General features: G+C 52.8%; 16 protein-coding genes and 1 tRNA gene. 13 read left to right on the plus strand and 4 right to left on the minus strand.

The window, feature by feature from the left end; all coding sequences use genetic code 11:
* Positions 1-113 precede the first annotated feature (113 nt).
* Positions 114-926: a GntR family transcriptional regulator gene (locus tag E0E37_RS06085; protein WP_130862097.1), complete on the minus strand. Its 813-nt coding sequence runs from the start codon at positions 924-926 to the stop codon at positions 114-116.
* 144 nt (positions 927-1,070) lie between these two features.
* Between E0E37_RS06085 and E0E37_RS06090 the strand changes: the two genes are divergently transcribed.
* The 11 genes from E0E37_RS06090 to E0E37_RS06140 all read left to right on the plus strand — a co-directional run bounded on the left by E0E37_RS06090 (position 1,071) and on the right by E0E37_RS06140 (position 12,414).
* Positions 1,071-1,265, plus strand: a complete 195-nt coding sequence (locus tag E0E37_RS06090; protein ID WP_130862098.1) for a 4Fe-4S binding protein — start codon at positions 1,071-1,073, stop codon at positions 1,263-1,265.
* A 13-nt stretch (positions 1,266-1,278) separates the two neighbouring features.
* Positions 1,279-2,337 (plus strand): 3-methyl-2-oxobutanoate dehydrogenase subunit VorB, encoded by a 1,059-nt coding sequence (gene vorB / locus E0E37_RS06095; RefSeq protein ID WP_246019643.1) that lies wholly within the window; start codon positions 1,279-1,281, stop codon positions 2,335-2,337.
* Positions 2,338-3,087 (plus strand): thiamine pyrophosphate-dependent enzyme, encoded by a 750-nt coding sequence (locus E0E37_RS06100; protein ID WP_207302928.1) that lies wholly within the window; start codon positions 2,338-2,340, stop codon positions 3,085-3,087. It abuts the gene before it with no gap.
* A complete protein-coding gene (locus E0E37_RS06105) occupies positions 3,087-3,659 on the plus strand; it encodes a 2-oxoacid:acceptor oxidoreductase family protein (RefSeq protein WP_130862099.1) in 573 nt (190 codons plus the stop codon). The genes E0E37_RS06100 and E0E37_RS06105 overlap by 1 nt, the downstream gene beginning before the upstream one ends.
* Complete coding sequence (locus tag E0E37_RS06110; protein ID WP_130862100.1) at positions 3,637-5,763, plus strand: acetate--CoA ligase family protein; 2,127 nt, start codon at positions 3,637-3,639, stop codon at positions 5,761-5,763. The genes E0E37_RS06105 and E0E37_RS06110 overlap by 23 nt, the downstream gene beginning before the upstream one ends.
* A 12-nt stretch (positions 5,764-5,775) precedes the next feature.
* Positions 5,776-6,942 carry a pyridoxal phosphate-dependent aminotransferase gene (locus tag E0E37_RS06115; RefSeq protein WP_130862101.1) on the plus strand — a complete coding sequence of 389 codons (1,167 nt, stop codon included), beginning with the start codon at positions 5,776-5,778 and terminating at the stop codon, positions 6,940-6,942.
* Between the two features lie 56 nt (positions 6,943-6,998).
* On the plus strand, positions 6,999-8,345 hold the full coding sequence (locus E0E37_RS06120; RefSeq protein ID WP_130862102.1) for an APC family permease: 1,347 nt from the start codon (positions 6,999-7,001) through the stop codon (positions 8,343-8,345).
* A 27-nt stretch (positions 8,346-8,372) separates the two neighbouring features.
* Positions 8,373-9,713 (plus strand): MFS transporter, encoded by a 1,341-nt coding sequence (locus E0E37_RS06125; protein ID WP_130862103.1) that lies wholly within the window; start codon positions 8,373-8,375, stop codon positions 9,711-9,713.
* Between the two features lie 210 nt (positions 9,714-9,923).
* Positions 9,924-11,303 (plus strand): NAD(P)/FAD-dependent oxidoreductase, encoded by a 1,380-nt coding sequence (locus tag E0E37_RS06130; RefSeq protein ID WP_130862104.1) that lies wholly within the window; start codon positions 9,924-9,926, stop codon positions 11,301-11,303.
* Positions 11,304-11,521: 218 nt separating this feature from the next.
* The gene (locus E0E37_RS06135; RefSeq protein ID WP_130862105.1) at positions 11,522-12,211 is read left to right on the plus strand and encodes a Dph6-related ATP pyrophosphatase; all 690 of its coding nucleotides are present in this window, start codon (positions 11,522-11,524) and stop codon (positions 12,209-12,211) included.
* Between the two features lie 116 nt (positions 12,212-12,327).
* A tRNA-Leu gene (locus tag E0E37_RS06140) sits at positions 12,328-12,414 on the plus strand.
* A gap of 104 nt (positions 12,415-12,518) precedes the next feature.
* Here E0E37_RS06140 and E0E37_RS06145 read toward each other — a convergent pair.
* Positions 12,519-13,580 carry a transposase gene (locus tag E0E37_RS06145; RefSeq protein WP_130862106.1) on the minus strand — a complete coding sequence of 354 codons (1,062 nt, stop codon included), beginning with the start codon at positions 13,578-13,580 and terminating at the stop codon, positions 12,519-12,521.
* Between the two features lie 310 nt (positions 13,581-13,890).
* A complete protein-coding gene (locus E0E37_RS06150; RefSeq protein WP_165445234.1) occupies positions 13,891-15,405 on the minus strand; it encodes a GntR family transcriptional regulator in 1,515 nt (504 codons plus the stop codon).
* A gap of 267 nt (positions 15,406-15,672) precedes the next feature.
* On the opposite strand from E0E37_RS06150, the gene E0E37_RS06155 reads away from it, so the two are divergent.
* Entirely contained in the window at positions 15,673-17,823 is a 2,151-nt protein-coding gene (locus tag E0E37_RS06155) for a bifunctional diguanylate cyclase/phosphodiesterase (protein WP_165445235.1), read from the plus strand.
* 671 nt (positions 17,824-18,494) lie between these two features.
* Here the strand turns inward: E0E37_RS06155 and E0E37_RS06160 are convergent.
* Positions 18,495-19,388 (minus strand): LysR family transcriptional regulator, encoded by an 894-nt coding sequence (locus E0E37_RS06160; RefSeq protein WP_130862109.1) that lies wholly within the window; start codon positions 19,386-19,388, stop codon positions 18,495-18,497.
* A gap of 143 nt (positions 19,389-19,531) precedes the next feature.
* Here E0E37_RS06160 and E0E37_RS06165 point away from each other — a divergent pair, with 143 nt between their 5' ends.
* A complete protein-coding gene (locus E0E37_RS06165; protein WP_130862110.1) occupies positions 19,532-20,050 on the plus strand; it encodes a cyclophilin-like fold protein in 519 nt (172 codons plus the stop codon).
* Positions 20,051-20,079: the final 29 nt, after the last annotated feature.

A 20,079-nucleotide genomic window follows, 5' to 3' on the forward strand; every position in this document is an offset into this window, starting at 1 on the left:
AAAGCCGCGGCGCCGAATTTTCGACGCCGCGGCTTTTTTCATGGTGTCTGCCGCCGGGCTGCAGGCCGGGATCGTGAGATCAGGCAGGCGCAGGCAGGTCATAACTGTGATTTTTATACCGTATGGTGGGAGCCGGGTTCTTCGCGGAGCATCCAGCGAAGATGGCGGCGGACGATTTTCTGCGCCTGTTCCTCATCTTTCTGTCGCAGGGCTTCTATGAGCTGAATATGATCTTCCAGCACCTGTCCCGTATCGGGCTGGGCATTTGAAAGTCCGATGATCGCCCTGCTTCTGGTTAGAGTTCTTTTGACCAGATCGTAAAACGACGGGCGTTCCGCCAGTTCGGCTATGGCAAGATGAAACATAAAGTCCAGCCGGCTTTCCTGATAATTGAGTTCTGTGTCGTTCAGCGCCAAACTGGTCTGGAGATTTTTCATATCCCTCACGATGCTTTCAAGCCTTTCCAAAGCCCTGTCGTTTATCCTGTTTTCCTCGATCAAGACCTTCATAATATGCAGCTCGACCAATAATCTCATCTCCGCTATCTCATGTACGTCGGCTTCCGTAAAGTCGAAAACAAAAACGCCTTTCCGCTTCACGATCTTTACGAGGCCCGTGTTCTCCAGCTGAATAAAGGCCTCACGGATGGGAGAACGGCTTATATTCAGTTCTGTGGCCAACTGGACCTCAGATAAATGCTGTCCTCTTTTATAAAAGCCGGACAAAATTCTATAGTGCAGGAGACGAAAAATCTCATCGCTGACTGTCGCACACTGTAAAACACCATTATCTGAAGAGCCTGTCCGCATAGGAGTATCCATATTTTTCACAACCTTTCTAAACATAATGTAATCATAAAACATTCCGCTGCAAGTTTCAAGTAAATCGTGGATGCACACGCCGGCGGGGAGGGGGCGCTCAGCCATAGGGCCCCTTCGCAGTGTGCGGAAAATTAAAAAAATTCTAATAATTACTACTGTCGACAGTTGACAATCGTCAATGATGCAATTATACTATACTCAAAGTCTGAGGTAAACAGTATTTTCGTCGGCGTTTCAGGAGGTGCGCATATGACTGTAACGGTATTGAAGGAAAGATGCAAGGGCTGTAATTATTGTCTGAAGGTATGTCCAAAAGAAGCAATATCCCCGGCCCAAAGCCTGAACAACCAGGGGTATGAATGCGTAACAGTGGATGAGGAGCGATGTATAAGCTGCGGCATGTGTTATATTATGTGTCCTGAGAGCGTGTTTGAAATTAGTTGAGGGAGGGCTGAAAGTGGCAAAAGTAATGATGAAGGGCAATGAAGCGCTGGCCGAAGCCGCGGTCAGAGCGGGATGCCGTCTGTATTGTGGTTACCCCATCACACCGCAGACGGAGATAATGGAGTATTTGTCTGCACGGCTTCCGGAGGTGGGCGGACATTTTATCCAGTCGGAGTCTGAGGTAGCCGGTATCTCTATGATCTTAGGCGGCGCCTGCACAGGATACAGAGTCATGACAGGTTCCTCGGGAACAGGCTTCAGCCTGAAGCAGGAAGGGATCTCCTGGATGGCGGCTGACGAGCTGCCCGGGGTCATTGTCAATGTCTGCCGTTACGGAAGCGGTCTGGGACTGATCAGCCCGGGACAGGACGCGTATATTCAGGCGACTAAGGGCGGCGGCCACGGTTCCTATCACGCGATCGTATACGGACCGTCCACGATCCAGGAGATGGTGGATCTCACCGGCTTAGCTTTCGATAAGGCGGATGAATATCGAAATCCGGTCATCATGCTTTCAGACGGCGCGCTGGGACAGATGATGGAACCGGTAGAGTTTCCGGACTTTCAGGAAGTCCATCCGAATAAAGACTGGACGATAACGGGAAAGGGAAAGGGCCGGGGCCACAAGATCACCACCGCTATCTACACGGATCCCAAGTATGACCAGCATGTGCGGGAAAAATACGCCAGGATCGCGGCGGAGGAGCAGCGCTGGGAAAGCCTGTGCACGGAAGACGCGGCGATCGTACTGGTGGCGTACGGCACTTCCGGAAGAGTGTGCAGGCAAGCCGTTCAGATGGCCAGAAAAAAAGGGATGAAGCTTGGACTGATCAGACCGGTGACACTCTGGCCTTTCCCCGTGAAAGCTTTCGAGCAGCCGGTACATACAGCGAAAGCGTTTGTGACTGTAGAGATGAGCGCACTGGGCCAGATGGTCGAGGATGTGAGATTGACGGTAAACGGAAGAAAGCCTGTCTTTCTGTATTCCTCCGGCATGGCGCCGCCCAGAGAAGCCGTCATCCTGCAGATGGCTGAAGATATTTTGGACGGCAGAATGAAGGAGGTGCTTTAGATGACTAAGATGATGAAGACGTCGCGCCTGTATTCGGCGCCCGACGCGCCTACCGGAATCTGTCCAGGCTGCGGGTACGGGATCATCAAGCACATATTGGCCAACGTAATGGAAGAACTCCAGATCGACGACAGGGCCATAGGCGTTTTAGGGATCGGCTGCAGCGGATTTGTTTCAAGAAATTTCGACATCGACTGGCTGCAGGCGCAGCATGGGAGGGCGCCGGCCTCCGCCACGGGGATCAAGCGGCTTCTGCCGGATAAAGTAGTCTTTACCTTTCAAGGCGACGGCGATCTGGCGGCGATCGGAACCGCAGAGATCATTCATGCGGCGGCAAGAAATGAAAAGATGACCGTTCTCTTTGTAAACAACGGGATCTACGGAATGACGGGAGGACAGATGGCGCCGACGACTCTGGAAAATCAGGTGACGGTGACATCGCCTTTTGGAAGAGATCCAAATACCGCAGGCATGCCGATCAAGATCACGGAGATGATCTCGGTGCTGCCCATCGCTTATGCCGCCCGCGGGGCTATCTTTAACCCGAAGGAGATACGGATCACGGAAGGTTATGTAAAAAAAGCATTTGAAAAACAGCTGAACGGGGAGGGATTCTCCATGGTAGAGATATTGTCCCCCTGTCCAACGAACTGGCATATGACGCCGGTGAGCTCCATGGAGAGGATCGAAAACGAGGTCGTGTCCTATTATCCGCTGGGTGAGATGGTCACGGGAAAGGAGGGCGTGTGATGTGTGAGATAATCGTTGCCGGTTTTGGCGGTCAGGGAGTGTTAGCCGCCGGGATCATATTGGCCAACGCAGGGATGAAAGCGGATCTGAATACGACCTGGCTTCCGGCTTACGGCGGCGAGCAGAGGGGCGGAACGGCCAACTGTTCGGTGAAACTGTCGAAAGATGAAGTGGGCAGTCCCTTCGTGGAAGATCCCGATGTTCTGTTGGCCTTCAATCAACCGTCCTTCGATAAATTTGAAAAGGCAGTGAGACCTGGAGGATTTGTCTTCGTCAACAGTTCTCTGATCACGCGGGAGACAGTCAGATCAGATGTGAACGTGATCAGAATCGACGCCACGCAGATGGCCGCGGAGCTGGGGAATGCCCGCGCGGCTAACTCCATTATGCTGGGAGCTTTGATCGGCAGGCTCTCCCTCGTACCGGCGGACAAAGCGGAAGAGGCTCTGAATGAATACTTTGCTCAGAAAAGTGAGAAAGCTGCGGAACTGAATCGGAGGGCTTTTAAACTGGGTATGGATCATACTGCGGCAGAGGAGGCTGATATAAATGGAACCCGTATTGTACCATAAAATAGATAAGATATTCAACCCGAAGAGCATAGCCGTGATCGGCGCGTCTTCCAGGCGGGGACAGTTCAGCAATACCAGCGTCCGGAGACTTGCCCGATGGTCCAGAAAAGAACACGTCTATCCCATCAATCCGTCCCTTGAGGAACTGTACGGATTAAAATGCTACAAGAGCATAGGAGAGATCGGGGAGAAGCTGGATCTGGCGTACATATGCGTAGGGGCGGCGCAGGTTCCGGCGGCGTTGGAGGAATGCATTGAAGCCGGGGTGGAAAGCTGCCTCATCCACAGCTCCGGATTTTCCGAAGCGGGAGAGGAGGGGCGCCGGCTGGAAAAAGAGATCACCCGTCTTGCCGGCGCCAGCGGAGTACGGTTTCTGGGACCCAATTGCCTTGGGATTTATAACCACAGAACCGGAATGCTGGTGGACAACGCAGATCCAAAAGGCGGGACGGCCATCGTCTCAAGCAGCGGCGCGCTGACCGTACTGATCACGAAAAGAGGTATGGAAAGAGGGATCCATTTCTCCAAAACGGCCAGCTGCGGCAATCAGTCTGATCTATCGGCCATCGATCTGATCGAGTACCTGGGAGAAGATCCGGAAACGACCTGCATCATGATCTATATGGAGGGTGTGGGCGACGGCCGGCGCTTCCTTCAGGTCCTCAGAAAGGTGACCCCAGTCAAGCCTGTACTGATCTGGAAGGGCGGCCGCACCTCCGCGGGGTCCAGAGCGGCGGCTTCTCATTCGGCGGCTCTTGCAGGCGACACTCAGATATTCGAGGCTGCGGTCCGCCAGTCCGGCGCCGTCTTGTGCAGCGATCTGGACGAACTGATAGACGCCGGTCTGGCGTTTCAGTACATGGCGCTGCCCCGGGGCAAAAATGTAGCTGTGGTGACGGGACCGGGAGGACCGGGCGTGGCGGCTGCGGACGCGTGCGATGATTTTCTGCTGGCCTGTCCCCCCATCGGCAAAGCGTCAAAAGACTGTCTGCTGGAATTTATTCCGGACTTTGCAAGCGCGGCAAATCCCGTGGATCTCACTACGGTCAGCGCCGCCGAGCCCCAGCTGTTCTCGAAGACCATGGACGTACTGGTGAAGGACTCCCAGCTCCATATGTTTCTGCTGATCAGTTCGGAGGCTCAAAATCTTGTGGACGTCATTCTGGAGAACAAGAATAAGTGGGAAGGAAGACCATTTGCGGTAAATATCCTGAACCTGATGGCCAGCCCGCAGGAGTGCGCCGCGGTATCGAAAGGGCTGACAGAAAAGGGGGTGGCTGTATTTTCATCTCCCCGTCAGGCGATAAAGGCTTTTTCCCATCTGTCGGAATACGCCGTTTATCTGCAAAAAACTGCTGATATTGAAGCAGAGTGCGGCGAGACCGGAGAACCTGATCTTCGGCCCGTGGAAGAGGCTGGGAAGATCGTGGCGCAGGCAAAGGCCGACGGACGAATTATGCTTACAGAGCAGCAGTCCATGGAGCTGTTTGCGGCTTACGGTATTCCCGTGATACCTCACGGTCTGGCCGGCACATATGAGGAGGGCCTGCAGATCGCGGAGAAGATCGGTTATCCCCTGGCAGTAAAGGTGAGTTCTCCTGACATCGTACATAAGACAGATGTGGGAGGCGTCTGCCTGAACGTCAGGGATGCGCAGGAACTGAAGAGCGCCTTTGCGCAGGTGACGGGCAGGCCTCTGGAGTTTGTGCCGGATGCCCGTATCGAAGGCGTCCACCTGGAGAGTATGGCGAAGACACAGTTCGAGCTATCCGCCGGCATGGTGCGGGATCCTCAGTTTGGGCCCATCGTCATGTTTGGACTTGGCGGTATACTGATCGAAGCGCTGCGCGATGTGACCATGCGGACCGCGCCGCTGTCGAAGGGCGAAGCTTTGGAGATGATCGGTTCCATCCGTGCCAGTTCTCTTCTGGAGGGAGTGCGCGGCATGGCGCCGGTGGATAAAGAACAGCTGGCACAGATCGTTTTGGGGCTGGCGGCTATGGCTCTGGATCACAGAGAGATCTCCGAGGTTGACATCAATCCGCTGGCTGTAACCGAACAGGGAGTGTGGGCTGTTGACGCCCGTATTAAAATAGGAGAATAAGGAGGAAGGACAATGTGGCTCAATCGGGATATGGAAAAATTGAACGCTTCGGCTATCAGAAGCATGGCCGCAGTTCAGTCCCTCTGCAGTGATGTGGTCAATCTGGGCATCGGTGAGCCGGAGTATACCACGCCGCAGAATATTATCGCTGCCGGAAAACAGGCGCTGGATGACGGCTTTACAAAGTATACCCACAGTGCGGGCATGCCGGCGCTGAGAGAGGCGATCGCAGAGAAACTGAGGAGGGAAAACGGCATTGCGGCGTCGCCGGAAGAGATCGCCGTCACCATAGGAGGAGAGGAAGCCATCGCGGCTTTACTGCTTACCGCGCTGAATCCCGGCGACGAAGTCATCGTCATGGATCCCTGTTTCCCCGGTCATTTGGGAACCGTGGCTGTGGCCAGAGGAACAGCCGTCAAAGTACAGCTCAGAGAGGAAAATGGATGGCATCTGGATATTGACGATCTGAAAAACGCGATCACGGAGAGAACCCGCGTCATCCTTTACAATACCCCCTCCAATCCCTGCGGGGCCGCCGCTTCCAGAGAGGAATTAGAAGGGATCGCTCAGGCAGCCATGGAACATGACCTGCTGGTCATTACGGATGAGGTATACGAAAAAATCATCTACGACGGCAGGGAACACATCAGCCTGGCATCTCTGCCCGGCATGGATCAGCGCACCGCAAGCGTCTTTGCATTTTCGAAAACCTATGCGATGACAGGCTGGAGGACCGGCTATTGTGTGGTTCAGAATCAGCGGTTCCGGGAACAGTTTTTGAAGGTCCACCAGAATCTGGTCTCCTGCGCCAACGCGCCGGCCCAGCGGGCCTGCATCGAAGCGCTGAACGGACCGCAGGACTGGGTGAGGGAAACGGTGGCGAAATATCAGGAGGCCAGAGATATGGTCTATGACGGAATCGGCCGCATCCAGGGGATCAGCTGCGTCAGACCGGAAGGCGCTTTTTACGCCATGATAAATGTATCGCAGCTTGGATCGGATATGGATGTAGCCATGTATCTTTTGAAGAATCATGGAGTGCGCCTGATTCCCGGCTCCGGATTCGGCGACGGGGGCAAGGGCTATCTGCGTCTGTGCTACGCCTGCCGCACGGAAACCATTCGGGAAGCGCTGTCCAGAATGGAAAAAGGCGCTGCCGAGCTGCTGGCGCTGAGATAATAAGCGTACCATATGGCAAAACACCGTGAAGGCGTCATGCGCTAAAGGAGGGCGAAATGGAAAAGCAAGCGAAAAAAATGAATTCGGTGGACGCTTCTTTGATGGCGTCCGGAGCGATTATTGGAGCCGGGATATTCAGCATGACAGGGATCGCGGTGGGAGCCGCGGGACCGGGTGTACCGATCGCCTTCATTATTGCGGGTCTCTGCTCCATGCTCATGTGCCTGCCTCATATGATCGTATCTTCCGCGATTCCAGCTAAGGGCGGCCGCTATCTGTATGTAGCCCGTTTCCTGAGCCCACTGCTGGGATTTCTGCAGATATGGAATACGGTGATCCAGGTGGCGCTGGTAAGCGTCATGGGGTTGTCGGCAGGGCAGTACCTGCCTCAGATATTCCCCATGCTCACACCTAAGACAGCGGGAGTCCTTGTGGTGGCGGCTATCGTTGTGGCGTGCCTGTTCAACGTCAGGACCTCCGCCAGAGTACAGAACATCATGGTTATCCTGATCCTGATCTCGTTGGTGCTCTTTATCGCTATGGGAATTCCGCATATTAAGTACTGGTCGCTGAAAGCGTCGTTTTCTGTAAGCGGTATTTCGGGGATCCTGTTGGCTGTCAGCTATGTCAGGTCTTCCGCGTGGGGGGCTATCGCTGTAGTGAACCTGGGCGGAGAAATCGAAAATCCGGGGAAAGCGGTGCCGCGGTCTATTGCTACGGCCACGCTGTCTGTGTCGCTGATCTACGCTCTCGTGGGAATCGTCGCCATCGGCGTGGTGCCCTGGGAGCAGATGATCCATCAGCCGCTGTCCGTTCCTGCCAAGGAATTTATGCCGGGATGGGCCCTGAGTTTCTTTGTTCTGGGAGGAGCGCTGTTTGCTGTCTGTACCACGCTTCTGTCCCTTCTGATGGATTTCAGCCGGGCGATCTGGGCCGCTGCGGGAGACGGATTATTTCCTCAGTGGCTGCGGGCTACAAACAAACACGGCGTGCCTTACCGCATTTTGCTTCTGATGGGGGCGGCGGGAGCCATACCTATTATTCTCGATCTGTCCATCGGCTATGTTTTCGCGGTCATGTCCGCCCCGGCCATGCTTCTTAATGTTCTGGATACATTTCCCGCCATCGTGGCCAGGAAGAAACTGCCGGATAGATTTGAAAAAGCCTGGTTCCGCATGCCGGTATGGATGACCTGGGCGGCGGTGCTGCTCAACATGGGCCTGTCTATTTTGTTCAGTTACAAGCTGTTTACCACGCTGGACGCCATGACGATTATGTGGATCGTCTTATTCTACGGAACTGGAGTTGCATACTACTATATCAGGGTAAAGGACATGAAGAAAAAAGGCGTTGATCTGGTGAAACAGATGACGGCCTATGACCCGGCCTGGCTCGAAGAATAAGACAGGATTTTTTCACGGAGGTAGAAAATGAAAACGACTCAGGTAGACGGTGGGAGCAGGGAACGCGTGGGAGGGAAAAAAACGGCTCCCCGCTTTTGGCTCATGCTGATCGCTTTGGGATTGGCCTACTGGCTGGTCATGATGCTGAGACAGTCGCTGGTGGCCGTTTCGGGACCGATCATGGCAGAGCTGGATATGGACGCGGCCGGACTTGGGACCATGGGAGCGGTCATGCTTTACAGCTATGCCGCCATGCAGATCCCGGGAGGATTTCTGGCCGATCGGATGGGAGCAAGACGTATCATAACAGTGTCCCTTCTCCTGACCGCCGCGGCTACTATGCTCTTTGGAATGGCCCACTCTTTTCCCCAGGCTCTGGCCGCCAGGGTCATTTCCGGCATAGGAGTGGCCATGATATATGTGCCGGCGCTGACGGCGATCCGCGGGGCCTGCTCCGCAGAATCTTTCCCGCTGATGACTTCGCTGCTTTTCCTGTTTGGCAATTTCGGCACGATATGTTCGAAAACGCCGCTGGCGATGTTGTCGGAAGCGGTGGGATGGAGGCATACCCATACCATTCTGGCAGTCTGTGGATTTGTCTTTGCCATTTTGGTCTGGATCGCCGTCCCCGACAGGAACGGCGGAGAAGAAAACAGCTGCAGCGGCCAGAAGAATGCGCATGCCGGGAATGATGCAGTGAGATCGGACGCCATTCCCATGGGGCAATCTGAAGATCCCTGGGCAGTCGTCCGCAGCGGACGGTTTCTCTCGCTCATGGTATGGTTCTTTATCATCAGCGGGACCATCAGCGGGGCGGAGAGTCTGTGGGATATGACTTATCTCACTGAGGTACAGAAATTGCCGTATCTGCAGGCGGTGGCGATCATGACATGGGCCGGCGTCGTGGCAACTGTCACAGGGCCCGTGGTGGGAGCGCTGGCAAAGCGCAGGAACACCTTAATGTTTGCATCTACAAGTTATTTACGGGCGGCGCTGTTTCTGATCTATGCGTTTTTGCCCATGGGACTGGGCTTTGGAACAACGGCCTTCTGGTTCGTGATCAAGGGGCTGACGATGAGCTGCTTCCCCCTGGCCTTCGCGCAGGCCAGAAAAATTATCCCCGCAAAGATCAGCGGAACGCTTCTGGGCGTGAGCAACACCGTGGCGTTTCTGGGTGGCGCGCTGTTCACGCAGGCCATGGGCATTGCTGTAAACGGCGCCGATAAACTGGGGTATGACTTCATTTTTACAAGGATATTCCTGATTTTCGGCGTTTCGATCTTACTGGTCACCACTTTCGTGTGCGTCACGAATTTTAAACCTGGGGATCGCAGGGAAGCATGTGAGAAAGCAATTCTTCCGTCGTAATGCGTCGAATTTGATATCTGCAGGACGCCGGCCTTGAAAACAGCTTTTCAGGCCGGCGTTTATCGTGTATAATAACTTGGGGCGCAGTGCGCCTCATTTCGTGTGTGAAAAATCCGCACGTGCAGGTCTATGCTCTCCGCTGACCATGCGCGGGCAAAGACTCTTAAATGGTGAGGCCGCCGGAAATTCCGCGGCAGTACGGAGGAAAAAATGAAAAAATATGATGTGATCATTGTCGGCGCAGGCGCGGCCGGCGTATTCATGTCCTACGAGATGACGAAGCTTCCCAACAGGGCGAAGGTGCTGATGATCGATAAGGGCATGGGCCTGGAAAAGCGCGTCTGTCCTATCAAGCTGGGCAAGACGTCCAGCTGCATCAAGTGCAGCCCCTGTCATATCATGAACGGTTACGGCGGCGCGGGAACGCTGTCCGACGGGAAATACAATATCACGACGCAGTTCGGCGGGGATCTGCACCGCTACGTGGGAACGGAAGAGGCGATGGGACTCATGAACTACGTGGACAGCGTACTCTGCGATATGGGCGGCGCTGACGCAAAGCTGTATTCCACAGGAAATTCGCAGCTGAAGACCATTGCGCTGCAGAATAATCTTCACCTTCTGGACGCGAAGGTGAGACATTTGGGTACGGATCGCAATATGAAGATCCTGGGCCGTATCTTCGACTATACGAAGGATCGGATCGACACGCAGTTTGGAACGCTGGTCTCCGAGGTGGAGAAACTTCCGAAGGGGTTCCGTATCACCACGGACAAGGGCGAGTCCTACGAATGCACGGATCTGGTACTGGCCACAGGCCGCTCCGGTTCCAAGTGGATCTCCAGCGTCTGCAATAAAATGGGGATCGAGATGGAGAGCAATCGGGTGGACATCGGCGTTCGCGTAGAGCTGCCCGCAGAAATATTCAAGCATATCACCGACGAAGTGTATGAGAGCAAGATCGTCTATAAAACCGATAAGTACAACGATCAGATCCGGACGTTCTGCATGAATCCCTACGGCGAGGTCGTCTCTGAGAACACCAACGGCATTGTGACAGTAAACGGCCACAGCTACGCTGATCCGGCGCTGCACACGGAAAACACCAATTTCGCGCTGCTGGTCTCCAACAAATTTACCGAGCCGTTCAAGGACAGCAACGAGTACGGCGAGTCGATCGCCCGCCTTTCCAACATGCTGGGCGGAGGCGTTCTGCTGCAGCGGTTCGGAGACCTGGTGAAGGGGAGGAGAAGCAGCGAGCGCCGCATGGCAAAGTGCTTTACACGTCCCACGCTGAAGGCGACGCCGGGAGATCTGAGCCTGGTGATCCCCAAGCGTCAGCTGGACAATATCATCGAGATGATCTATGCGCTGGACAAGATCGCGCCGGGCACGGCAAACGAGGACACGCTGCTCTACGGAGTGGAGGTCAAATTCTACAACTCCAAGGTAGAGGTCACCGAAAACTTGGAGACGAAGGTGGAAGGACTTTACGCGCTGGGAGACGGTTCCGGCGTGACGCACTCCCTGTCCCAGGCCTCGGCAAGCGGAGTGTGGGTGGCCAGAAAGCTGATCGAAAAGTATCAGTGATCAATGGGGAAACCACAGGATGACCGAACAGACAGGAGACAGACGCCGCGGCGTTTGAAGGGATAGAAGGACTGCGGCAGCATGGCTGCCGCAGTTTTTGGATCACAAGGGCTGTGCTCACCCATCGGCCTTGGCGGCTGCCATCAGGGCGGGCCAGCCGCCGGACCTGGGCGGCCTTACAGAAAGCGCAGAGATCAGGAATAGAGGAGCGGATACCGATGAAAGATCATGGGGATAACAAGGAATTTCTAAAAAGTAAGAGAAAGTTTGTGGCCTCCTACAGCAGCGGAAAGGACAGCACCCTTGCTCTGTACAAAGCGATCCGGCAGGGGATGGAGCCCCAGGCGCTGATCATGACATACAACGCAGAGCGGGACTGTTCGTGGTTTCACGGCGTGCCGGAACCGATCCTGCGGAGGATCGAGGAGTCGCTGGGAATTCCGCTCCGCCTGATCCGAACGGGAGGGGGAGACAAATACGAGGCGGATTTTGAGGAAATGCTCCGCCGGGAACGGGAAAAAGGAGCCGAGGTATGCGTCTTCGGCGATATAGATCTGGAAGAACACCTGGCCTGGTGCACGCGGCGCTGCCGCAGCACAGGACTTGAGGCCTGCTTTCCGCTGTGGCAGATGAGCCGGAGAGCGGCGGTGGAGGAGTTTCTGGACAGCGGATTCAAGACGATCTTTACCGTGATCGATACAGAGCGCATGGACGCCTCCTGGCTGGGAAAGACACTGACCCGTGAAGCTGTGGAACTGCTGGAGAGAGAAGGCGTCGACGTCTGCGGAGAAAATGGAGAATACCACACCTTCGTGACGGACGGTCCGCTCTTCCGAAAGCCCGTTTCCTTTACACCCGGACGACCGGTACGGCGGGGGAAACACGTCATCCTGCCCATCCAACCGTGACGGTCGGAAATGAACGGAATCGAACACAAAAAACTGATAAAATTTGAATTTGCCTCTTTACAAAGCCCGATAGCTGTGTTAATATCTTATTGTTGCCGTTAAAAAACGAAAGATATGCAGGCATGGCGGAATTGGCAGACGCGCACGGTTCAGGTCCGTGTGAGGGTTACTTCATGGAGGTTCGAGTCCTCTTGCCTGCACCATAGACTGTCCGAAAAGACAGGAAAAAACACTGTAAATCCAAGATTTACAGTGTTTTTTTACGTTGGAATGAGGAAAAAGGGCAAAAAAACAGAAAAATGAGGGGTTAAATCCCCCTCATTGCCTCCACAAGGGCCGGAACCCCCTTCATATTGATGGCTCTCTTCATATTGTACGCAAGAAAACTAAGCCCCGCTTCCGCCGAGGTTTTTTGGATCCCCTTGCAAAGAAAGTAGTAGGCCCCGTGGGACCACTTTACCGTGCCGAAGGGATGCTCCGACACGCACAGTCGGAGCTTCTGTTTGGGTATGTCGTCCGCCACCCGCAGCAATACGGTCAGACCTGGCCGGTTTTTGCGGTAAAACGAATTGTGGGGGATAAAGCCCGGCGGCTGAGTGATCACGGGTTTCCCTTCTCCGTACATGCGTGCGGCTACATATTCGGTTCCTGGACCAAAGCGCACCACCTTGTGCTTGCGCGATGGGGTGCAGCGATTCGTACATTGTCGGCAGGCCGGTCTGCAGGCGTATTCGATCCCGCCGTGCTTTTCACAGGTCTTTCGCAGCGTCTGGCCCATGGGGCAGGTCACCGTCGTTTTGTCCAGTCCGCGATGGAAGCAGCCGATGGCCCGCTCTGCTCGGACCTCCACGCTCAGGTGAGATCCCTCGTAGCATTGGGGCAGGACGCCGGCGTGCAGGCAGGCCCGGATGTCTTCGGGCCTGGTGGAACGACGCCGCTCTTCCGTGATCGCCTGGGGCTCATAGGGCAGAACCAACAGCCGCTCAGACTGGTCGTAGCGGAATCCCACATAGGGCAATACGCCCTGCTGGATGCAGGCGAGTATTTCTTCCTGACTGTCATACCCCTTGTCCGCCACCACCGAAAGGACCTCTGTCTTCAGATCCTGCTTGACCTTCTGGGAGAAGGCGGAAAGCACCTGCTGGTCGTTGGCATGGTTGGTCACCTCGAAGGCCGCGACCAGATGTGTCTTCGCGTCCACTGCCGTCTGCACATTGTAACAGCAGTGAAAGCCGTTTTTGCTGTTCATCATGCGGGCCTGGGGATCCGTGGTCAGCAGCTGGGTCTCTCCGCTCTCCAAAAGCTGCGCCTGGTACGCCTCATACCGTTCTTTTCGCGCGGTCAATTTCTCCATGGTCTCGGTCAGCACAGCTGTCTTCTCCGGCTCCGTGTCCTCCTTCTCATCCGCTTCCTGCAGCTGCTTGAGATAATGCGCCAGCTCGTTGTCAACACGCGCCAGCTTAGTGGTCAGGATCGTCTCGNCGCCCCTGGCCTTTTACGCTGTTGTATGCGGTTGGTTTTCAGACAGCCTGACCATAGACTGTCCGAAAAGGCAGGAAAAAACACTGTAAATCTGAGATTTACAGTGTTTTTTTACGTTGGAATGAGGGAAAAGGGCAAAAAAACAGAAAAATGAGGGGTTAAATCCCCCTCATTGCCGCTGCAGGGCGCCTGAGATTTTATGTGGCGGCGGATCGCTGGGGGCTTTCGCTGAGAATGTGCGGTCCCGTGTCCCGATCATATTCGGGGGTGATGATCATGGCCGCCTCTGAAAGGCCGCAGCTGACGATAAAGTTCCTTACAAAATCCAGAATGTGAGTGTAGCAGAAGAATAAGCACCGGGCTAAAGACTCCGTATCTCCATCGCTTAAATACTGGACCGCATCCCTGCACTTTCTGGAAAGAACCTGATCTTCCGGCGGATCGCTGCGAAAGAAGGAATAATAGTATCCCCAGATATTCAGATCGCAGAGCTCCTGCAGAATGGTCTTCATGGGCCGCAGGGGCTGATGGTCCACAATGCAGCGGACGATCACGTCGATAGGGATGCTCCCAGCTTTTTTCAGCTGCTGCCTCAGCTCTGATTTCGCCTGTTCGTCCATAGCAGGCGCCGACAGTCTCACGGCGGTGGGGACGATCATTGCCATCATCTGCAGAGCGCTTAAATACAAAAGCGTGTCTCTCTTAAACGCCTTGTTTTGCATACATTTGACTACCACATGGTCGTCTTGCCAGATCACCCTGGTCCCTTTTACATTATAGGTTTTCGCAAATCCGATCTCATTGAGCATGGACAGCGCGTTGCGAATGGTAGAAACACACACGTTGTACTGCGCTGCAAGAGCGGCCTCAGAAGGCAGGAAGGTATTTTCTGGATAGACGCCGGTTCCGATCTTGTCGATCAGATCCCGTGCGATCTGAAGGTAGAAATGTTCCCTGCCCCTGTGCGCGTTCCAGGAAAATTCCAGGGACGGGTCTTCCGGCACGTTCGGGTACTGTGCCGTGAATTCCTCCAGTAATAACTGGACAGAGGATACGATGGCTTCATACATGACAGAAAAACGGTGCGTGATCTGGACGCTGTCTTTTTTCAGGAATGCCTCTGCCACCCATGTAAGGCTGTTAAATTCGTTATGGAGCAAGACCCTTGATTCAAACTTTTCATAGTTAGAAAACAGTGGGATCTTTGCGTAGAGCTCATAATTGGAATACAAATCCCGAAACAGAAGATTTCCGGAGTTTTCCAAAAGAAAATAGAGAAAGGATGCCATCATCTTTTTGCGCTTTTCTGCATCTTTTTTGTCAAAATTACGAAAGATCCTGGCCCAGTATTCTATTTTTTCGGCTTCACAGGCTCTGACGGACAGTGCGAAGATGGGGGGCAGGATGAGGGCCATCGTTTCGTATACCTGAAGAATAGATGTCTTTTGTCTTAACGCTGATCGTATCGCCGAATCCCGTTGGGAATCGTCACGGCGATAGATCACCACCGCGGGCTTCCGTTCCTCCGTCCGAATATAGCCGTCCTCTTTTAAAGCACGCATCACATCTTTTACCGTGCGTATGCCCACATGATACAATTCACACAGCTGGCTCATGGAGGCCAGCGTGTCCCCATAAGCCAATCGACCAATTTCGATCTGGTCGCATAAGTCGCGGTACACATAGTCAAATGAAGTTTGTTTGTTTTTCATCATCGTTCCTCCCAGACCAGATATTCAGCGGGAACAGTATAACATAGTTTGCCGGGAAATAAAATACTATATGTAAACGTACACAAATAATCGGTTGGAAATTACGCTCCTGTGTAATAGAATAATAAAAAAATAGAAAAAGTTATAAGGTGTGTAATGATGAAACGGAGAGAGATCTTTATTTTGAGTTGCACTGTTGTGCTGCTTATCATTTCAATGCTTTGCAATACATTATATCTGAGCAATATTTTAAAAGAGAAAACTGATTTGTACGTACAGGATATATCGAATCAGTCCGCCGGAAATCTATCTTACCAGATCGATTCCAATCTGAACTATATGGAGCAGCTTGCCAGTACGATCAGCCGGATGCCGCAGCTGACTGATATGAGTGATTTCCTGCAGCGGAAGGCCAACGCACTTCGGTTTGATCTGATCGCGATCGTCAGCCAGGACGGGGAAATAATAAAAAACGATTTTCAAAGCGATTGTTTCGATAACTGGATAGCCCTGAATCAAATTTCTTATGAAAAAACTGAGCTCTTCAGTCTCGACGGGCACGCCCTCCTTTTTTCTGTACCGATGACCAATGACAGGGGAAATGAGAGGGTGCTGGTAGGAATTCTGGAACAAAAAAGCATGCAGCAGATTTTGACTCAGATGAACTTTGACGGCAATGGACTGGCCTGCGTTGTCGATGTAATGGGAAATATCGTGATCGCCCCCACAGATCCTCAGACTTTCATGCAGTTCAGCGATATCATCTATAAAGACGGCGAACGCCACGTTTCGAAAGATCTGAAAAAAATGATCGACGAAACCAATCGCAAAGCATCCGGTATCCTTTATTTTTCAACGGTCTCCAATGAAGATCTCATTTTGTGTTACAGCCCGCTGAATATCAACGATTGGTTTTTGATAACGATCGTCCGCCAGGATCTGATCAAGGGAGACATCAACATCTATGAGCTGCGCTCCCTTGCTGTCGTTGCCGGCGTCTTCATTGTCTGTACGATCCTTATCTTCCTCATCATCTCAGCTTATGAAAAAAGTCGGAAGAGGCTTGAAGAGATCACAATGATCGATCCGCTGACTAAAGACGACAACAATCCAGCCTTTCAGATGAAGCTGAAAGCCCTGATCGCCAAAAATCCCCCAGCTACATTTACTCTTGTTTTTTTAAATATAAAGGGTTTTCAATTGATCAATGAAAATGTGGGAATTGCCGCCGGAGACAATATCCTGAAGTACATGTACAGGGTATTGAAGGCAAGTTTAAAAGAGAACGAATTGGTTTGCAGAAGCGAGATGGACCATTTTTTTCTGTGCCTGAGAGATACTTCGGAGGAAGTGGTCACGGCCAGAATTGCCAAGATCACAGAAAGTCTCAATTCGTTCAATGAGTATACGGATATTGCGTACGGCCTGATGTTAGAGGCGGGGGGATATTTGATCGACGACCCGGACTTGGAAGTCCGGACCATGCAGGACCGGGCCCGCTTCGCAAGCATAAGGGCGCAGGGGAAGAGCGTGTGCTCCTTTTTTGGCCGTACGCTGTTAGAACAGGTAAGAAAAGAGGCAGGTCTCAATTCTATATTCGACGCCTCCATAAAGCATCGTGATTTTCAGGTATATCTCCAGCCCAAGGTTGGTTTGTCCGATATGAATTTATGCGGCGCAGAGGCTCTGGTCCGATGGGAACATCCGGAATATGGGATGATCAGCCCTTCCGATTTTATTCCGCTGTTTGAGAAGAATGAAAAAATCTGTATCCTCGACCTCTATGTATTTGAAGAAGTGTGTAAATGGATGCAGAACTCCATGGAAGAAGGGGAACCGCTGATTCCGATCTCGGTCAATCTGTCGCGGACCCATATTAAAAATCTGAATTTTCTCCGTGAGTTCGTCGATATAAAGGAAAAATATCAGATTCCGGATCACATGATCGAGTTTGAGATCACAGAATCCGTTCTGATCAATGTGGAGCAGATCAAGCTGATCAAGAACATGATCAATGAAATGCACCGAAATGGATTTCATTGTTCTCTGGATGATTTCGGTTTCGGGTATTCTTCCCTTGCCTTGCTGAAGGAACTTGACATTGACGTTATAAAACTGGATAAGAATTTTTTTGACGACATGAACAATCAGAAATCCCAAAACATTATTTCAGGATTCATCGAGATCGCGCACAAATTGGGAATGAAGGTCGTGGCGGAGGGGATCGAAACACAGGAGCAGCTTAATTGTCTCTGCTGCTTACACTGTGACGCCGTACAGGGATACATTTTTTCAAAACCGCTGTCCATAAGCGATTTTGAAACGTGGAGCCGTGCCCGGACAGCTGCGGGCAGACCAGACACATGCGCCGCTTCGCTGTCCGCATCCTCAGCCTCGGCCGTAAAAAAACTTTTATAGCCCAATTAGACAAAAGGGAAGACAGAAGACAGGAGACTGCGGCACAATAGATCTGCGGCATCAGACTGCATAAACATAACTTCCATAAACATAAACTGTATGAACTGCGTACAGCGTCCTTTTCCGGCTTGAGCAAGCTGAGGGGACGCTGATTTTTTGCTGGATGTTGCTTTCGGCGGGGAGCCTTTGTCGGATGCTGGTGCGCCGACGGCAGCGAAATGCCGGTCTTCGGCAGCTGTTGGCGGATGAATAGCGGCCAGACTCTGAGGGTAAATAGGGGAAGTGTTGATTTTTTTCTTGATTTCACCGAGATCGAGCTGCCAAATAGGTGAGAGTTAATTCTTTTCTGCATTTTCACCCATTTTGCAGCAAATATTGCGTGGATGGCGCCTGTTTTTACGTGTTTTTCGGTGATCATGAATTTTTATTACTGTTTTCACCTATGGCGGAGCCGGGCTATTCCGCCGCCAGCCGACCTCCGCGGGCGGCTATTCCTTAGTCCGCCGCTCCCACGGTCCGTTGCTCGTGCGCTCCAGCTATTCCGCTGCCGGCCCATGCTGCGGCTAAACGATCCGGCAGCGATAAAAGAGTGGAAGGCCGATCTGACACGGCTGCTGCAGTAAAGTACTCACAGGGCATACCTTTTCTGTTTGGGATATAACCTGAAAGGGTTATGAACGATCGTTTTCGTTCAATCTGGCCTGCAGGCATTCCAGAAATTTCTCCGTGGCCTTAGAGAAGACCTGGTATTTTTTCCAGACGAGGACCAGGCCGACTTCCAGCTTCGGCTCCAGGGGGCGGAAGCAGAGCTTGCTGTCTCCGGAGGTGTTTACCAGCTTGTCCAGGGTCAGGGCGTAACCAAGGCCTTCTTCCACCATAAGAGTGGCGTTGAACACCAGATTGTAAGTTGAGACGATGTTCAGAGTCTCATAGTCCCGGCCGATCCAGGCGGACAATCCGTTTTTCACCAGGGTCTGGCGAGAGGTGAGAAGGGGGAGGTCCCAAAGGTCCTGCGGCTTTACCATATCCTGAACAGCAAGGGGGCTGTCCTTTCTCATCAGTACCCCCCAGGTATCGATCGCCGGCAGCTGGATATACTCATATTTTTTGATATCAAAGGGTCCGATCAAAATGCCGAAGTCCAAAAGCCCTTTATCCAGCCGTTCCGTCACGTCGTCAGCGTTTCCGCTGAACAGGTGGCAGCGGAGGTTGGGATAATCCTTTTGCAGGTCTTTCGCCGTTTTGGCAATCAGTCTCATGGCTTCGGTCTCTCCGCCCCCGATGTAGATATCGCCGCTGACCGCGTCTTCTGTCTCCCGAATTTCCGATTCTGTTTTATCCACCAGATCTACGATCTCACCTGCACGCCTGCGAAGCAGCAGGCCGTCTTCGGTCAGCGTGACCCTCCGATTGCCGCGGATAAAGAGTTTTTTCCCCAACTCTTCCTCCAGGTCCATCAACTGACGGGAAAGAGTAGGCTGAGTCAGATGCAGATATTCGGCTGCGCCCGAAATACTTTCTTCCTGTGCCACCGCAAGGAAATATCGTAAAACACGCAATTCCATGTAAAACACCTCCGATCATTTTCTTCATTATATCATTTGAATTTATGCTCGTAAAGCATATGTATGTATTTGATATAGGTGTTTGATATCTAAAAAACAGCGAATTATAATAAAGCTGCAAGGAAATAAAAGGAGGAATTTATATGAAACGAACGTCAGCTCTTTTACTGGCAGTTGTTGTTGCGGCGGCGCTGCCCGCCTGGGGTTCTTTGTCGAGCGCAGGCGTACTGCATCTCCGGCAGTCAGATCCGTCTGCCGCATCTTCTTCGGTTTCCTCTCCGGCTGACAGCGAGTCTGAGTCAGAAAGGATTCCGGTCACGCTGACCATCGGCACACAGCGCTTTTCCGCGGACCTCTATGACAGCGAGACGACGAGGGCGCTGGCGGAGCGGTTTCCGCTCACCGTTGAAATGTCTGAGTTAAACGGGAATGAGAAGTATTATTACATGGATGATCCGTTGCCGGCGGAACCGGTTCCAACGGAGAAGATCAATGCCGGGGATATCATGCTGTATGGCGAAGACTGTCTGGTGATCTTTTACGAGAGCTTTTCCAGCGGCTACAGATATACGAACCTGGGGAGAGCGGAGGAACCGGAAAAATTATCAGATGCCCTTGGAACAGGCGATGTGATTGTCCGCTTTGAAGAACGGGAGCCTTAACGGAACAAGCCTGGCCAGGCGGGAAGCGA

Source organism: Bacilliculturomica massiliensis, assembly GCF_900605495.1.
Lineage (GTDB): Bacteria > Bacillota > Clostridia > Peptostreptococcales > Anaerovoracaceae > Bacilliculturomica > Bacilliculturomica massiliensis.

What these genes read in the sequence shown, in the direction of transcription:
- E0E37_RS06085 (WP_130862097.1), bottom strand. Translation starts at nt 926, where the DNA reads ATGGCTGAGCGCCCCCTCCCCGCCGGCGTGTGCATCCACGATTTACTT.
- E0E37_RS06090 (WP_130862098.1), top strand. Translation starts at nt 1,071, where the DNA reads ATGACTGTAACGGTATTGAAGGAAAGATGCAAGGGCTGTAATTATTGT.
- E0E37_RS06100 (WP_207302928.1), top strand. Translation starts at nt 2,338, where the DNA reads ATGACTAAGATGATGAAGACGTCGCGCCTGTATTCGGCGCCCGACGCG.
- E0E37_RS06105 (WP_130862099.1), top strand. Translation starts at nt 3,087, where the DNA reads ATGTGTGAGATAATCGTTGCCGGTTTTGGCGGTCAGGGAGTGTTAGCC.
- E0E37_RS06110 (WP_130862100.1), top strand. Translation starts at nt 3,637, where the DNA reads ATGGAACCCGTATTGTACCATAAAATAGATAAGATATTCAACCCGAAG.
- E0E37_RS06115 (WP_130862101.1), top strand. Translation starts at nt 5,776, where the DNA reads ATGTGGCTCAATCGGGATATGGAAAAATTGAACGCTTCGGCTATCAGA.
- E0E37_RS06120 (WP_130862102.1), top strand. Translation starts at nt 6,999, where the DNA reads ATGGAAAAGCAAGCGAAAAAAATGAATTCGGTGGACGCTTCTTTGATG.
- E0E37_RS06125 (WP_130862103.1), top strand. Translation starts at nt 8,373, where the DNA reads ATGAAAACGACTCAGGTAGACGGTGGGAGCAGGGAACGCGTGGGAGGG.
- E0E37_RS06130 (WP_130862104.1), top strand. Translation starts at nt 9,924, where the DNA reads ATGAAAAAATATGATGTGATCATTGTCGGCGCAGGCGCGGCCGGCGTA.
- E0E37_RS06135 (WP_130862105.1), top strand. Translation starts at nt 11,522, where the DNA reads ATGAAAGATCATGGGGATAACAAGGAATTTCTAAAAAGTAAGAGAAAG.
- E0E37_RS06150 (WP_165445234.1), bottom strand. Translation starts at nt 15,405, where the DNA reads ATGAAAAACAAACAAACTTCATTTGACTATGTGTACCGCGACTTATGC.
- E0E37_RS06160 (WP_130862109.1), bottom strand. Translation starts at nt 19,388, where the DNA reads ATGGAATTGCGTGTTTTACGATATTTCCTTGCGGTGGCACAGGAAGAA.
- E0E37_RS06165 (WP_130862110.1), top strand. Translation starts at nt 19,532, where the DNA reads ATGAAACGAACGTCAGCTCTTTTACTGGCAGTTGTTGTTGCGGCGGCG.